This window comes from Agrobacterium tumefaciens (genome assembly GCF_005221325.1).
Classification (GTDB): domain Bacteria; phylum Pseudomonadota; class Alphaproteobacteria; order Rhizobiales; family Rhizobiaceae; genus Agrobacterium.
This window is the reverse complement of the sequence record NZ_CP039888.1, coordinates 900,917-914,422: the sequence shown is the minus strand read 5'-3', so window position 1 is coordinate 914,422 and position 13,506 is coordinate 900,917. Positions and strand designations below refer to the sequence as shown.

13 protein-coding genes are annotated in these 13,506 nt (G+C 59.1%); 9 read left to right on the top strand and 4 right to left on the bottom strand.

Annotated features, from left to right (window positions below; translation table 11 throughout):
- The first annotated feature begins 94 nt into the window (after window positions 1-94).
- The 5 genes from CFBP5499_RS04845 to CFBP5499_RS04825 all read left to right on the top strand — a co-directional run bounded on the left by CFBP5499_RS04845 (window position 95) and on the right by CFBP5499_RS04825 (window position 4,330).
- Window positions 95-883 carry an SDR family oxidoreductase gene (locus CFBP5499_RS04845; protein ID WP_080825366.1) on the top strand — a complete coding sequence of 263 codons (789 nt, stop codon included), beginning with the start codon at window positions 95-97 and terminating at the stop codon, window positions 881-883.
- The gene (gene uvrC, locus CFBP5499_RS04840) at window positions 880-2,925 is read left to right on the top strand and encodes an excinuclease ABC subunit UvrC (RefSeq protein ID WP_175416621.1); all 2,046 of its coding nucleotides are present in this window, start codon (window positions 880-882) and stop codon (window positions 2,923-2,925) included. Before CFBP5499_RS04845 ends, uvrC begins: the two co-directional genes overlap by 4 nt.
- 103 nt (window positions 2,926-3,028) lie before the next feature.
- Window positions 3,029-3,616 carry a CDP-diacylglycerol--glycerol-3-phosphate 3-phosphatidyltransferase gene (gene pgsA / locus CFBP5499_RS04835; RefSeq protein ID WP_080825367.1) on the top strand — a complete coding sequence of 196 codons (588 nt, stop codon included), beginning with the start codon at window positions 3,029-3,031 and terminating at the stop codon, window positions 3,614-3,616.
- Window positions 3,616-3,870, top strand: a complete 255-nt coding sequence (gene moaD / locus CFBP5499_RS04830) for a molybdopterin converting factor subunit 1 (RefSeq protein WP_080825368.1) — start codon at window positions 3,616-3,618, stop codon at window positions 3,868-3,870. The genes pgsA and moaD overlap by 1 nt, the downstream gene beginning before the upstream one ends.
- Window positions 3,871-3,874: 4 nt before the next feature.
- Complete coding sequence (locus tag CFBP5499_RS04825) at window positions 3,875-4,330, top strand: molybdenum cofactor biosynthesis protein MoaE (protein WP_080825369.1); 456 nt, start codon at window positions 3,875-3,877, stop codon at window positions 4,328-4,330.
- Between the two features lie 61 nt (window positions 4,331-4,391).
- Here the strand turns inward: CFBP5499_RS04825 and CFBP5499_RS04820 are convergent, their stop codons facing one another.
- The gene (locus CFBP5499_RS04820) at window positions 4,392-5,288 is read right to left on the bottom strand and encodes a branched-chain amino acid ABC transporter permease (protein ID WP_080825370.1); all 897 of its coding nucleotides are present in this window, start codon (window positions 5,286-5,288) and stop codon (window positions 4,392-4,394) included.
- 54 nt (window positions 5,289-5,342) lie between these two features.
- On the opposite strand from CFBP5499_RS04820, the gene CFBP5499_RS04815 reads away from it, so the two are divergent.
- Both CFBP5499_RS04815 and CFBP5499_RS04810 read left to right on the top strand, forming a co-directional pair.
- Window positions 5,343-5,900: a CGNR zinc finger domain-containing protein gene (locus tag CFBP5499_RS04815; RefSeq protein ID WP_175416620.1), complete on the top strand. Its 558-nt coding sequence runs from the start codon at window positions 5,343-5,345 to the stop codon at window positions 5,898-5,900.
- Window positions 5,897-6,406, top strand: coding sequence for a hypothetical protein (locus CFBP5499_RS04810; protein WP_080825371.1), 510 nt, complete (start codon window positions 5,897-5,899; stop codon window positions 6,404-6,406). Before CFBP5499_RS04815 ends, CFBP5499_RS04810 begins: the two co-directional genes overlap by 4 nt.
- A gap of 318 nt (window positions 6,407-6,724) precedes the next feature.
- Here CFBP5499_RS04810 and ndk read toward each other — a convergent pair whose 3' ends face one another.
- Window positions 6,725-7,147 (bottom strand): nucleoside-diphosphate kinase, encoded by a 423-nt coding sequence (gene ndk / locus CFBP5499_RS04805; protein WP_003502118.1) that lies wholly within the window; start codon window positions 7,145-7,147, stop codon window positions 6,725-6,727.
- Window positions 7,148-7,250: 103 nt separating this feature from the next.
- On the bottom strand, window positions 7,251-7,946 hold the full coding sequence (locus CFBP5499_RS04800) for a glutathione S-transferase family protein (protein ID WP_080825372.1): 696 nt from the start codon (window positions 7,944-7,946) through the stop codon (window positions 7,251-7,253).
- A 257-nt stretch (window positions 7,947-8,203) separates the two neighbouring features.
- Here CFBP5499_RS04800 and CFBP5499_RS04795 point away from each other — a divergent pair, with 257 nt between their 5' ends.
- Together CFBP5499_RS04795 and CFBP5499_RS04790 are read left to right on the top strand one after the other, a co-directional pair.
- A complete protein-coding gene (locus tag CFBP5499_RS04795; protein ID WP_175416619.1) occupies window positions 8,204-9,250 on the top strand; it encodes a GGDEF domain-containing protein in 1,047 nt (348 codons plus the stop codon).
- A 69-nt stretch (window positions 9,251-9,319) separates the two neighbouring features.
- The gene (locus tag CFBP5499_RS04790; RefSeq protein WP_080827386.1) at window positions 9,320-11,203 is read left to right on the top strand and encodes an ABC-F family ATP-binding cassette domain-containing protein; all 1,884 of its coding nucleotides are present in this window, start codon (window positions 9,320-9,322) and stop codon (window positions 11,201-11,203) included.
- Window positions 11,204-11,311: 108 nt separating this feature from the next.
- On the opposite strand, the gene CFBP5499_RS04785 is transcribed toward CFBP5499_RS04790, so the two are convergent.
- Window positions 11,312-13,249 (bottom strand): EAL domain-containing protein, encoded by a 1,938-nt coding sequence (locus CFBP5499_RS04785; RefSeq protein ID WP_080825373.1) that lies wholly within the window; start codon window positions 13,247-13,249, stop codon window positions 11,312-11,314.
- Window positions 13,250-13,506: the final 257 nt, after the last annotated feature.

Here is a 13,506-nt window from a genome sequence, read left to right as displayed (position 1 = left end):
ACCGAAATTGCATTGTGAATAAAAAATCGCCCAATTCTTTTGGGGCTGAGTGACAGCTTGCGATTTGCATTTATATCCAGCAAATAGGGCGTGTATGAGCAAATGCAGGTCCGCCGTGAAAGAACATATACCGAAGACAGTCTTGATAACGGGCGCCGCCCGCCGGCTCGGGCGGGCGATCGCTACCGATCTCGCAGCCCACGGCTTTGCGATTGCCGTCCATGCCAATGAATCCATGGCGCAGGCGGAGGAATTCGCTAACGAAATAAGGCAAAAAGGTGGCAGAGCCGCTGCCGTTCAGGCGGATCTGACACAATCTGCCCCCACCATGGCGCTTGTCGAAAAGGCCGCCGCCGCGCTTGGCCCGATCGGCGTCGTCGTCAATAATGCGTCGGTTTTTCTCGCCGATACCGCCGAAACGCCCGATCCGGCCGTTTTCGATGCCCATTTCGCGGTGCATGTGCGAGCCCCTTCCCTCATCGCCGCCGCCTTTGTCGAGCAACTGCCTGCGGATAAATCCGGGCTGATCGTCAATATCATCGACCAGCGTGTGCTTGCGCTCACACCGCGTTTTTACTCCTACACACTTTCGAAATCGGCGCTATGGACCGCCACGCGGACCATGGCGCAGAGCTTTGCGCCGCGTGTGCGGGTCAATGCCATCGGGCCTGGCCCCACCTTCAAAAGCGAAAGACAGGCGCCCCAGGACTTTCAGGCGCAGATCGACGGCCTTATATTAAAGCGTGGTCCCGCGCCGGATGAGTTCGGCCGGACGATTCGCTTTCTTTACGATACGCCGTCGGTCACCGGACAAATGATCGCGCTCGACGGCGGCCAGCACCTTGGCTGGGAAACCCCTGACGTGGCGGAGATAAATGAATGAACGGAAAGAAGCTGCCTGATGGCGGTATTCTGTTCGATGAAACCGACGACGAAGACGACGATGCCAACCTTGCCGCAACCGACACGGCCGAGGCATCGAGCAGCGTTGCCGGCATGGACTGGAATGCGGGCTGGAGGAACGAATCTGGCCTGAAGGGCATGGATCTCATCGGCGAATTCGTCAAACACCTGCCGAATTCGCCGGGTGTCTACCGCATGTTCAACGAGGCCGGTGACGTTCTTTACGTCGGCAAGGCGCGCTCGCTGAAGAAACGTGTCGGCAACTATGCGCAAGGCCGCGTGCATTCAAACCGCATCGCCCAGATGGTGCGTTTCACCACCCATATGGAATTCGTCACCACCCGCACGGAGACTGAGGCGCTTCTACTGGAAGCGAATCTGATCAAACGCTTACGGCCGCGCTTTAACGTGCTTTTGCGTGACGACAAGTCGTTTCCCTATATCCTCATCACCGCCGATAATCGCGCTCCAGCGATCTTCAAGCATCGGGGTGCACGGGCGCGCAAGGGCGATTATTTCGGACCCTTCGCGTCGGCCGGGGCCGTTGGCCGCACGATCAATTCGCTGCAACGCGCCTTTTTGATCCGCACCTGCACCGACAGCGTGTTCGAGACCCGCACGCGCCCCTGTCTTCTCTACCAGATCAAGCGCTGTTCCGGGCCCTGCACCCATGAGGTGAGCGACGAGGGTTATGCGGAACTCGTCAAGGAAGCCAAGGATTTCCTGTCCGGCAAGAGCCAGAGCGTCAAGACCGCGATTGCGCGGCAGATGAACGAGGCATCAGAGGATCTCGATTTCGAGCGCGCTGCCATCTATCGCGACCGGCTGGCGGCGCTCTCGCACGTCCAGAGCCATCAGGGCATCAACCCCGCCGGTATCGAGGAAGCGGATGTCTTCGCCATTCACCACGAAGGTGGCATTTCCTGCATTCAGGTGTTCTTTTTCCGCACCGGCCAGAACTGGGGCAACCGCGCCTATTTCCCGAAGGCCGATCCCTCCCTGCCCGGCTCGGAAATCCTCAACGCCTTCCTCGCGCAGTTTTACGACGACAAGCCGGTGCCGAAGCAGATTCTGCTGTCCGAAACGGTGGAAGAACAGGAGCTGCTGGCCGCAGCACTTGGCGAAAAGGCCGGGCACAAGGTAACGATCAGCGTACCGCAGCGCGGCGAGAAGAAGGACATTACCGACCATGTTCTGGCCAATGCCCGCGAGGCGCATGGCCGCAAGCTGGCGGAAACCTCGTCTCAGGCGCGGTTGCTGAAGGGTTTTGCGGAGACCTTCGGTCTTTCCACCGTGCCGCGACGCATCGAAATCTACGATAACTCGCACATCATGGGCACCAATGCCGTGGGCGGCATGGTGGTGGCGGGGCCGGAGGGTTTTGTCAAAAACCAATATCGCAAGTTCAACATCAAATCGACCGACATCACCCCCGGTGATGACTTCGGCATGATGCGAGAGGTGATGACCCGTCGCTTTTCGCGCCTTCTGAAGGAGGAAGGCAAGCCGGACCGCGAACGGATGCCGACACCGGAAGAAGCCGCCGACATGCCGTTCCCCGCCTGGCCAGATGTGATCCTGATCGATGGCGGCCAGGGGCAGATGACGGCGGTGCGGGCCATTCTCGACGAACTCGGCATTCGCGACTGCGTGACGGCCATCGGCGTGGCGAAAGGTGTGGACCGCGAGGCGGGGCGCGAGCGCTTTTTCGCGGACGGACGCAGCGATTTTTCCCTGCCGCCGCGCGATCCCGTGCTTTATTTCATCCAGCGCATGCGCGACGAGGCCCACCGCTTCGCCATCGGCTCACACCGGGCGCGACGCAAGAAGGAAATGGTGCGCAATCCGCTGGATGAAATCTCGGGAATCGGGCCGGGGCGCAAGCGCTCCCTGCTGCAGCATTTCGGCACGGCCAAGGCGGTTTCCCGCGCCGGCCTCAACGATCTGATGACTGTTACCGGCATTTCCGAGACGGTGGCGCGACAAATTTACAATCACTTCCACGAGAGCGGCGGCGATTGACGCAGAACGGTGAGACCGAACTGCTAAAAAAACATAATGACGTGTTGACGCTATGCCCTAGCGGCGGCATCAAGACAGCTGATCTCAGACTGACAGGTTTCCCATGGCTTCGCGCGCATACAGCATTCCCAACCTCCTGACCTATGGCCGCATTCTCGCGGTTCCTGTCATCGTCTTGTGCTTTTTTATCGAAGGGAAGCTGGAAAGCTCGGATTTCGCGCGCTGGACGGCGCTCTGGCTGTTCATCATCGCTTCGCTGACCGATTTTCTTGATGGTTATCTGGCCCGCATCTGGAACCAGACGTCCAATATCGGCCGCATGCTGGACCCGATCGCCGACAAGCTGCTGGTCGCCTCCGTGCTGCTGTTGATGGCGGCGGATGGCACCATTGCCGGCTGGTCGCTCTGGGCTGCCATCACCATTCTCTGCCGCGAAATTCTGGTTTCTGGCCTGCGCGAATATCTGGCGGCGCTGAAGGTCAGCGTTCCCGTCACCCAGATCGCCAAATGGAAGACCACCATCCAGATGGTCGCCATCGCCTTCCTGCTCGCGGGTCCTGCGGGCGACAAGGTGCTGCCCTATACGACCGAAATGGGAATTACGCTTCTGTGGCTTGCTGCGGCGCTCACCATGTATACAGGTTATGATTACTTCAAGGCGGGCCTCAAACACATCGTGGACGAAGACTGATGACACGGATCGTTTATTTCGCCTGGGTTCGCGAAAAGATCGGCACGGATGAGGAAGAGCTGGATATCCCTGCTTCCGTCACCACCGCCGGCGAGCTGATCGCCTGGCTTGCGACGCGCGGCGAAAATTACGAAGCCGCCTTCGAGTTTCCGAATGTGATCCGCGTCGCCGTCAATCAGGAACACGTCGAGCACGACGAAAGCATCGTCGGCGCCCGCGAGATCGGCATCTTTCCGCCCATGACGGGGGGATGAGCGGATGCAGCCGACCGTCCGTGTTCAGTCAGAGAATTTCGACGCTGCGGAAGAAACCCGCCGGCTGACGGAAGGTGATAGAAGCATCGGCGCCGTCGTGGCCTTCACCGGGCTCTGTCGGGATGACGGCGGCACGCTGGCCGCACTGGAACTCGAACATTATCCCGGCATGGCGGAAGCGGAAATCACCCGCATCGCCAAACTCGCTATGCAGCGGTTCGGCCTACTTGGCCTCACCGCCATCCACCGCCATGGCAAGATCGCGACAGGCGAAAACATCGTCCTCGTCATCGCAGCTTCATCGCATCGACAGGCCGCCTTCGATGGCGCCAATTTCGTAATGGATTATCTAAAGACATCCGCCCCGTTCTGGAAAAAGGAACATGGCAGGGATGGCACGACGGGCGACTGGGTGGCTGCGAAGGCGACCGACGATACGGCCAAGGGCAAGTGGCGATAGTGCCTGTTCTTTTTTCGCATTTCCGGGCGGAAAACCGGAGCCCACTTTTCCTGGAAATGCTCTAAGGCGCTTCAACCCTGCTGCGCATGACGATCAGCCAGCCGACCAGCAAAGCCAGAACCGCCGCATCCCGCCAGGCGACCGGGCCGTAACCGACCCAGAATGTTTCCGCAAAACCGACGGCCGCCGCCCCCAGGCCGCAGATGAGCGGGCTGGCATATCCGCCCGCCGCCGAGATCAGCACGACTTTCAGACCGAAGACGAGACCCGCGCCGAAATCCATGGTGCCGTAATAAAACGTCGCCAGCACACCGGCGATGGCCGCAACGAGGCCCGCCGCGCAATAGGACATCAGAAATATCCTGCCCGCATTCACCCCGAAGAGCGAAGCGGCAAGGGCGTCATCCGACACCGCCTTCCAGCGCCTGCCGAAAGCGGAACGGCGAAGATAAAGCGAGCCTGCGAGAATGAGCAGGACGAAGACCGCCGTGTTCAGCATCTGCATCGGCGTCAGGGTTACCGCAAAGCCGCCCTCGGTCCAGAAACGCACCGGCTGCGATAAAAGCGGCGGCAACCATAGTTGCCTTGTATCGGCGGCAAGTCTCGCACTTTCCGTAAGCGCAATCAGCACGCCGATGGAGGCGACGGTCACCGCATTGGGAGAGGCCTTCGCCAGCGGCCGCATCACCGCCCTGCCGATGAAACCCGCCGCCCAAAGCCCGCCGAACAGGCCGGCCGCTGCCCCCAGCGCCAACGTTGCCGGCAGAACCAGCCACAGCCGGTTCCAGCCGAAATCTGCAAACAGGAGGCAGGTCTGGCCAGCAAAGGCGAATACGGCGCCATAGGTCACATCGGCGCGTTTCGTGACCGAAAAGGCGATGGCGTATCCGAAGGCCAGAACCGCATAAAGGGCTGCGACGGGCACGGCATTCAGCAATTGTTGCAGGAAATAAGCCAAGCCCGTCCTCCCGTCACGATTATAACTGTTAAAATGCTTTTTGATAGTTATAATATGTGCATGACATTTCGCTGGACGGAACATCGTTTTGCAGGTGGAGCATTGGCGCTCGATGTCGCCAACAGCGTGATCCTGCGTTCGGACGCGGCAAGAACGCTCGACCGTTTCGCCGTGTCGGAGCAGATCGCCGCCTTTGCCGAAGCGGCGACGCGGCTTGGTGCGGAACGGGACAGGTTTCCTGCTCTCATCGCGCCGGAGGCGGACAAACGGCCCATTTTTCTCGAACTGCGCGAGGCGATAGACGATCATTTCCGTTCGTCTGTCTCCGGCGGGGCCGATGATGATGGTAAACTGGCCCGGTTTCTCTCTGCGGGCGGCACGGTGCTGCGGGTATTCCCGACGTCCGAAAATCTCGCCAACGCCACCGTCCATTCCGCCCTGTCGCTGCTTGCCAGCGAGACACGGGAACGGCTGCGGATTTGCGGCAATTGCGGCTGGCTGTTCATCGACCGCAGCAAGAACAGAAGCCGTATCTGGTGTGACATGGCGGTGTGCGGTAACCGGCAAAAAGCCAGCCGGCATTATCACCGCAAGAAGGAGGTGCAGCCATGAGAATTGCCCTGCCCCTGCTGGCGATTGCGGCAATGCTTTCTCTTTCCGGTTGCCAGCGCGATGAACCGCGTGAAGTGGCGAAGCTTTCCGGGCGCATGTTCGTCTTCAATTACCGCGTCGCCATCGCCACCTATCTGGTGACGCTTCAGCGCATCGCTCCGATCCGCGATGGCAGCAGCGTGGAAGCGGCTTTCGAAAACCCGCGCGGCGGCCCCGATCTCACGACCAGGGAGAGAATTTTTCCGAAAGACGAAAAGATCACCGTTCAGAGCCCGCCGGTCGAATGCGTGAAGCAGGACCGGCCTTACCGGGTCACCATCCGCATCAAGGGGCCGGATGGCGATGTCATGCAGACGATCGAGACCACGATCCGCTCCGATACCGACCAGTCGGCTTTACCGGCCAAGCCGCTGGTGATCGGCCCGCTCTATACGCCCAATCCCGAGGTGTTCAAGCCTGACGGTACGACAGATATGCGGCCGGTTCAGGGGTGCCCGGCGTCGTAACAAAAAATTGCAATCTTTCGGGATGCCTATAAGAGGTGGCAAACCTCTCTTCCGTCATGCCGGGCTTGACCCGGCATCCAGCAGCCGCGCGTCTGCGTGGCGTAAGAGTCTTTTTCGATCAAAGACTTGATCGCACTGGACCCCGGATCCAGTCCGGGGTGACGGAGTATGGAGCGAGGTCTCCGCCAAAAATGCATCGTCTTGCGGACAGCGCTCCAAAACAAAAAAAACGGAGCCTTTCGGCCCCGTTTCTTCGAGTCTTTTCAACGGCCTCAGCCAATCGCCTGAGAGGGCGATTCAAGCCGTTTAGATTTTGAATCAGCCGACGATTTCGGTTTCGGCGAACCAGTAGGCGATTTCCTGTGCAGCGGTTTCCGGAGCGTCGGAACCGTGTACGGAGTTTTCGCCGATCGAAAGCGCGAAGGACTTGCGGATGGTGCCTTCAGCGGCCTGGGCCGGGTTGGTGGCGCCCATGATTTCGCGGTTCTTGAGGATGGCGTTTTCGCCTTCCAGAACCTGAACGATGGTCGGGCCGGAGGTCATACCTTCAACGAGTTCGCCGAAGAAGGGGCGCTCTTTGTGAACGGCGTAGAAGCCTTCGGCTTCGCGCTTGCTCATCCAGACGCGCTTGGAGGCGACGATGCGCAGACCGTTGTCTTCAAATACCTTGGTGATCGCGCCCGTGAGGTTACGCTTGGTTGCGTCCGGCTTGATCATCGAAAATGTGCGTTCAATCGCCATGTGTCCGTTTCCTTTTCCTTCAGAGAAAGTGGGCGGTCTTTACCCGCCCAAAGGCCCGAAAACAAGGGGGATCAACGAGATTGCGACGATGACGGCAGACATTTCACGCCGCTGTCACACTGCGGCCCTTGGCATCGTAGAGATCAAGGCAGCCTTCGAACCAATCCCGCACCGGATCATTATCGGCAAACAGATCCGCCCCGGTGGTGATCCGCGCCCATTGCAAGGCACCAAACACGATGTAATCCGCAAACAGCGGCGAGGTGCCACCGATGAATGGCTGGAAGCTCAACATGCGGCGGATCGGCGCAAGCAATGCCGGAAAGGCTGCGATTTCCGCCTCGCGGTTTGCCACCACATCCTCGAGCGGGCGGCCGAGCGCTTTCGTGCGGCTATCGCGGAAATAATGGCGATCCGGCTCGTCCAGCATATTATGGATATCGAGCACGGCAATGCGGACGATGGCCGGGTGAAGCACCGTCTGCGACCAGCTTTCGACAAAACGGGCCATCGCCTTGCCGCCCTCCCCGTCAAACAGCGAAGGCCGTTCCGGGTAAGCCTCGTCAAGATAAAGCGCGATTTCGAAACTGTCGCTCACCAGCTGGTCACCATCGCGCAGGATCGGCACGGTCTTCGAAAAGCCATCCTCCACCGTCGGGATGACCGTGAAGGGCAAGGGACGTTCCTCGAAATCCAGCCCCTTATGGGCCAGCGAAAGCACGGTTTTCCAGCAATGGGGAGAGAACGGTCGGGAAATATCGCTTCCGCACAACGAGTAAAGCGTTCTGGAAGTCGTCATGGGCTGCCCTCTTCTGCAATATCGATGAAGCGATATAAGAGCGGCCGGGCCATGAAATCAAATCAGGATTTGTCATACAATCCCTCAGGAAACGCGTGTGATCCGTGGATCTGTCCGACGTGGAAATTTTCGCTTCGCAACGCCAAAACTTTTCGCGGATTCAGTCAATTTTAAACCGTTGCTTGTAAGAATAGCCGCATTCCACAATCGGTTATCGCCGGTCTATTCATAATAATCTATCGGTATTGGGGCTGTCAGTGACGACATCGGCGGGTGATAAGAAACGTGATCAGGCAAGAAGTTCTCTTGTCGTTACCAAAATCACGCAATTCATCGCCAAGATGAACATTGCGCCTTTACCGCGCAATTACGAACTGATCTATGAAATATTGTCGGGCCACAATCCGGCCATGGGCCGCGACATTCTCGCGCTCGGCAACGCGCCGCAGCAGCATGAGATCGATCTTATCGGCCAGCGGCACAACCTGCCCGGTTTTTCCCGAATCGAGGCCGAACAGATGGCAAGCGCGGCCTTCGATACGCTGACGCAGATTTCCGCGCGGCTGGAGGCGAGCCTTCAGCGCACCGAAACCTTCATGGATGGCCTCCAGCAGGGCGAGGATGGTGAGCCGCCGGCAACGGAGCGTTTCCTGGAGCTTTTGGGCGACATTCATGAGGAGCAGACGAGCCTTCGGCATTTCATCGCCATGGGGCTAGTGAAAATCCGCGAAGCCGAAAGAAACCGGGTGGAACTTCAGGCCGCCTCCCTGCGCGACAGCTTGACGGCGCTTCCCAACCGGGCCGCCTTTCTGGAAAAGCTCGGCGCCCTTTTTGCGAAGGATCGGGCCGCGTCCGCCACCTCGCTGGTGTTGCTCGATATCGATCATTTCCGCGAAATCAACGGTAAATATGGTTCTTCCGCCGGTAACAAGGCGCTGCGACGGCTCGCCGCGCTGTTTCGCAAGACCGTCAAGAAGGACGATTTCGTCGCTCGCATCGGTGGCGATGAATTCGCCTTTCTGTTTGCCGGCGTGCCGCAGAATACGGCCGAGGCCATTGCCGAGCGGCTGCGGCAAAGCGTGGAGGCCCTGCGCTTCGCGACCAGTGGCGGTGATGGCGAGCATCTGACGGTTTCGATCGGCGTCGCGGAGGTGGATGGTACCGCCACAGCCGGGGAATTTTTCGGCCATGCCGAACTCGCTTTGCTCTCGGCACGCAGCGGCACGCGCAACTGCGTTATCGGCTACTCGCGGGAGGTGGCGCAGCACAGCCGCAACAGCTATCTGGCGCAGCTCGGCTCCTGAAGCGGCATTCTCTCACGGTGTGGCGCGGAGGCTCTTGCCTTGGCCAGACAGTTCGGCCAAAACGGCGCCATGATTACGATTACCGATCTTTCCGCCCGCATCGCCGGGCGTCTGCTTCTTGACCATGCCAGCGTGACGCTTCCCGCCGGTGTGAAGGCGGGTCTCGTCGGCCGCAACGGCGCCGGAAAATCCACCCTGTTCCGGGTCATCACCGGCGATCTTGCGGCGGAAGGCGGTTCGGTGACGATCCCGAAACTCGCCCGCATGGGCCAGGTGGCTCAGGAGGCGCCCGGCACGGAAGAATCACTGATTTCGATCGTGCTTGCCGCCGACAAGGAGCGCAGCGCACTTCTCGCGGAAGCGGAAACCGCAACCGATCCCCACCGGATCGCCGAAATCCAGATGCGGCTTGTCGATATCGATGCGCATTCGGCCGAAGCACGCGCCTCCAGCATTCTTGCTGGTCTCGGTTTCGATCACGAGGCGCAGCTGCGCCCCGCCTCCTCCTTCTCCGGCGGCTGGCGCATGCGCGTGGCGCTCGCCTCTGTGCTGTTTGCCGAACCGGACCTGTTGCTGCTCGACGAGCCGACCAACTATCTCGACCTCGAAGGCACGCTCTGGCTGGAAGATTATATCCGGCGTTATCCGCATACCGTCATCATCATCAGCCACGACCGCGATCTCCTCAACAATGCCGTCAATTCGATCGTGCACCTGGATCAGAAGAAGCTGACCTTCTATCGCGGCGGTTACGACCAGTTCGAACGGCAGAAGGCCGAGGCCGATGAATTGCAGATGAAGGCGAAGGCGAAAAACGATGCCGCGCGCAAACATCTGCAAAGCTTCATCGACCGTTTCCGCGCCAAGGCCACCAAGGCACGGCAGGCGCAGAGCCGCATCAAGGCGCTGGAGCGCATGGGCACCGTTGCCGCCGTGATCGAGGATCACGTCCAGCCAATCACCTTCCCGGAGCCGGAAAAGCAACCCGCCTCTCCCATCGTCGCCATCAATGGCGGTGCCGTCGGTTACGAGCCGGGCAAATCCATCCTGAAACAGCTCAATCTCAGGATCGACAATGACGACCGCATCGCGCTGCTCGGCTCCAACGGCAACGGCAAATCGACCTTTGCGAAATTCATCTCCGGCAGGCTTGCGCCGCAGGCGGGCGATCTTCGCGTCGCCTCGGGCCTCAAGATCGGTTTCTTCGCGCAACACCAGCTGGATGACCTCGTGCCGGATCAAACGCCGGTCGAACATGTGCGCAAGCTGATGCCGCTGGCGTCTGAAGCGCAGGTGCGGGCGCGGGTGGCGCAGATGGGCCTTGCGACGGAAAAGATGGCGACGGCGGCGAAGGACTTGTCCGGTGGCGAAAAAGCCCGGCTGCTGATGGGGCTTGCAGCCTTCCATGCGCCGAACCTGTTGATCCTCGACGAACCAACCAACCATCTCGATATCGACAGCCGCCGCGCACTGATCGAGGCGCTGAACGATTATAGCGGCGCGGTCATCCTCATCTCGCACGACCGCCACCTGATCGAGGCGACGGTGGACCGGCTGTGGCTGGTGGCCGATGGCACGGTCAAGACCTTCGAAGGCGACATGGAGGAATATCGCGATCTCGTCGTCTCCTCCGGCAAAAAGAAGGATGACAAGACCGAGGCCGCCGCCGACCAGACCTCGAAAGCCGACCAGCGCAAGGCCAATGCGGAAAAGCGCAGCCAGCTGGCGCCGCTCAAGAAAAAGATCAACGAAATCGAATCCCTGACGGCAAAGCTTGAGAAACTGATTCAGTCCCTCGATAAGGAGCTGGCGGACCCTGCTTTATACGAAAAAGCACCCGCCAAGGCCGCGCTGAAAGTGAAGGAGCGCGGCGAGGCCGCTGCCAAGCTTTCGGACGCCGAGGAGCAATGGCTGCTGCTTTCGAGCGAATACGAGGATGCGATGGCATCGTGATGATGCGATAACGACGGGAGGCTCATATGCCCCCCGTCCCCGCCGGATGAGCCCCCTCGCTGTCTGCGGCTGCGAGGGTAACTCATGGCGACGTCCTACCGCGATGTGTTACGCGCATCTCCTCTGGCGAAACAGGCGCTGAAGCGGGACAGCAGGCGAATAGAGATAGCCCTGGCCGAAACGGATTCCCATCTGCATCAGTATCCGGCACTGCTCTTCGGTCTCTATGCCTTCCGTCACCAGCTTGGCGCCATATCGTTCGGCGCTTTCGAAGGCGAGCACGACGGCGTCCCTGAAGCGCGCCTGGTCGAGCCTTGATGTCATCCAATGATCGATCTTCACCTCTTCGAAGGGAAACCTTGCCAGTAAGGTGAGCGCCGCGTAACCGGTGCCAAAATCATCGAGTGCCAATCTTATGCCAGCCGCAATCAGCGTATCGAAGTTGTGTTGCACGGCATCGATGCTCGGCATCTTGCTCATTTCCGTCACCTCGATCGATAGACGGTGCGCAGGCACCGCCGCCGTCAGCAGCAATGCCACCACCCTCTCCCCGAAACATGGCATCGCAAGGGACGAAGCGGAGACATTCACGGCAAGATGAAAATCAGGATCAACATCCTGTAACTTCGCAAGGTCTCGAACCACCGCGTCGATGGTCGACCATTCGAATTCCGCCAGCAGTCGGTGACGCTCGGCGATTTCCAGCACGTAGTAGGGCGAAAGCGTTTGCCCATGCGCATCGACCGCACGTAAAAGCGCCTCGGCGCCAATCATGCGGCGAGTATGGATTTCAAACTTCGGCTGGTAAAGTATCGGCGGGTTTCCATTCTTGATCCACCCGACCAGCATCTGCCGGACACCCTCGTCCCGCGCCGCCTTTTCGGCAAAAGAAAAGGGGAATATCTGCACGACGCTTTCGCTTCTCTGCAGGGCGAGGCTGAGGTGTTTGAGAAATGATGCGATGTTCTGATGGGAGAGCCTATCCAAATTCGCTGCCCCGATCTTCAGATGCGGAACTGGGCCTGCCTCGGTGGAGCGGGAAAAAGCGATCAGCGCCTCATGTAGATGCATGACCAGATGGGCGCTCTCCGATTTCTCGAATGAGACCCCTTCTATGAGGACCGCGAGCGTTGCATCGCTGAACATGAAGCTTTGCGGCGTCTGGAACTTCGACAGGAGCCCATTATCGCCATCGCAGATTTCTTGCGCCAGTTTGGGCCAGAATAAATCCGCCCAGTCCTCGCCCTGATAGGCTGCGACATCGGCGATGTTGACGATTTCGATCAAAAGAAGAGCATGGGGAGCCGAAGGCGTCCGTTGAATGACCAGTTCGATATGATCTCTAAGGGCACGCCGGTTGGGCAGGCCCGTCGAGGAATCTGTGCGTGCCGCAAGATCGCGTTTCTTTGCCGCCTCCCGCGCCCGCGCTTCACTGCGCAGCAGCAGAAAAAGGCACGCGATCATAGGCAGACCCACGGATGAGCCGACAATGCGCCGCCCGACGTTACTCAGAAACACCTCCTGACCAATCATGTCGAGACCAAAGGTCAAGGACACAGCAAGCAAGGCGGCGAAAATCCTGATCGCGAAGACGCCACCAATCTCCAGAATGCCGAGGTCGGTCAGGCTTCGGCCGCGCATCCACGCATACATGGCAATGCCAGACGCCGAGATGACGCTCATGTCCAAAATGGCAGCGCCGAATAATGCCGGACCACCGAACAGGAAGCGCCCTGCGGAAATCAACGCGAAACCTATCAGCCCTCCCTGCCAGGAGCCCAACACCCCGGCAAGAAACAGCAGGTCGGAGCGGATATAGGGCTTCGAGGGCAGCTTGATGAAGTCGGAGACCAGCATCGTCAATAAAAAACCGGCCACTCCAAACACAAAGCCGTAGTAAATTCTGTAACGCGCGTCAGTGATTGCCACGTCTCGTCGCAACAGCATCAATATGGACACCATACCGACAACAGCCGCGGCCTGAAGAAGCAGAAATGGAAGCTCGGCCGCTGAAGCGGATGCCTGGGTGAAGATCAATTCCATCATCGGCAATTCACCGCCGGATGACGGCAGCAGCGGAATTGCAGCACGCCTTGATAAGGACGCTGGATTTCGCGTGCGGTCAATTGGTAAAAAGCCGACCTAAGCGTGGGCAAGGGCATCGCAGACACCGCCTACACTTACGTTTTGCAATATAATCATCAAGCCCCGCCCTGAAGGAAAAATCAAAATAAAATAAATAACGAGCAATAATCTGTTGGAGATTACCGCAAAAGAGCATAATTGAAATATAAATTTCAATG

Bases quoted from the DNA above. Each gene is read 5' to 3' on its own strand.
- CFBP5499_RS04800 (WP_080825372.1), bottom strand. From the start codon at position 7,946: ATGACGACTTCCAGAACGCTTTACTCGTTGTGCGGAAGCGATATTTCC.
- moaD (WP_080825368.1), top strand. From the start codon at position 3,616: ATGACACGGATCGTTTATTTCGCCTGGGTTCGCGAAAAGATCGGCACG.
- CFBP5499_RS04815 (WP_175416620.1), top strand. From the start codon at position 5,343: ATGTGCATGACATTTCGCTGGACGGAACATCGTTTTGCAGGTGGAGCA.
- uvrC (WP_175416621.1), top strand. From the start codon at position 880: ATGAACGGAAAGAAGCTGCCTGATGGCGGTATTCTGTTCGATGAAACC.
- pgsA (WP_080825367.1), top strand. From the start codon at position 3,029: ATGGCTTCGCGCGCATACAGCATTCCCAACCTCCTGACCTATGGCCGC.
- ndk (WP_003502118.1), bottom strand. From the start codon at position 7,147: ATGGCGATTGAACGCACATTTTCGATGATCAAGCCGGACGCAACCAAG.
- CFBP5499_RS04785 (WP_080825373.1), bottom strand. From the start codon at position 13,249: ATGATGGAATTGATCTTCACCCAGGCATCCGCTTCAGCGGCCGAGCTT.
- CFBP5499_RS04845 (WP_080825366.1), top strand. From the start codon at position 95: ATGAGCAAATGCAGGTCCGCCGTGAAAGAACATATACCGAAGACAGTC.
- CFBP5499_RS04790 (WP_080827386.1), top strand. From the start codon at position 9,320: ATGATTACGATTACCGATCTTTCCGCCCGCATCGCCGGGCGTCTGCTT.
- CFBP5499_RS04810 (WP_080825371.1), top strand. From the start codon at position 5,897: ATGAGAATTGCCCTGCCCCTGCTGGCGATTGCGGCAATGCTTTCTCTT.
- CFBP5499_RS04825 (WP_080825369.1), top strand. From the start codon at position 3,875: ATGCAGCCGACCGTCCGTGTTCAGTCAGAGAATTTCGACGCTGCGGAA.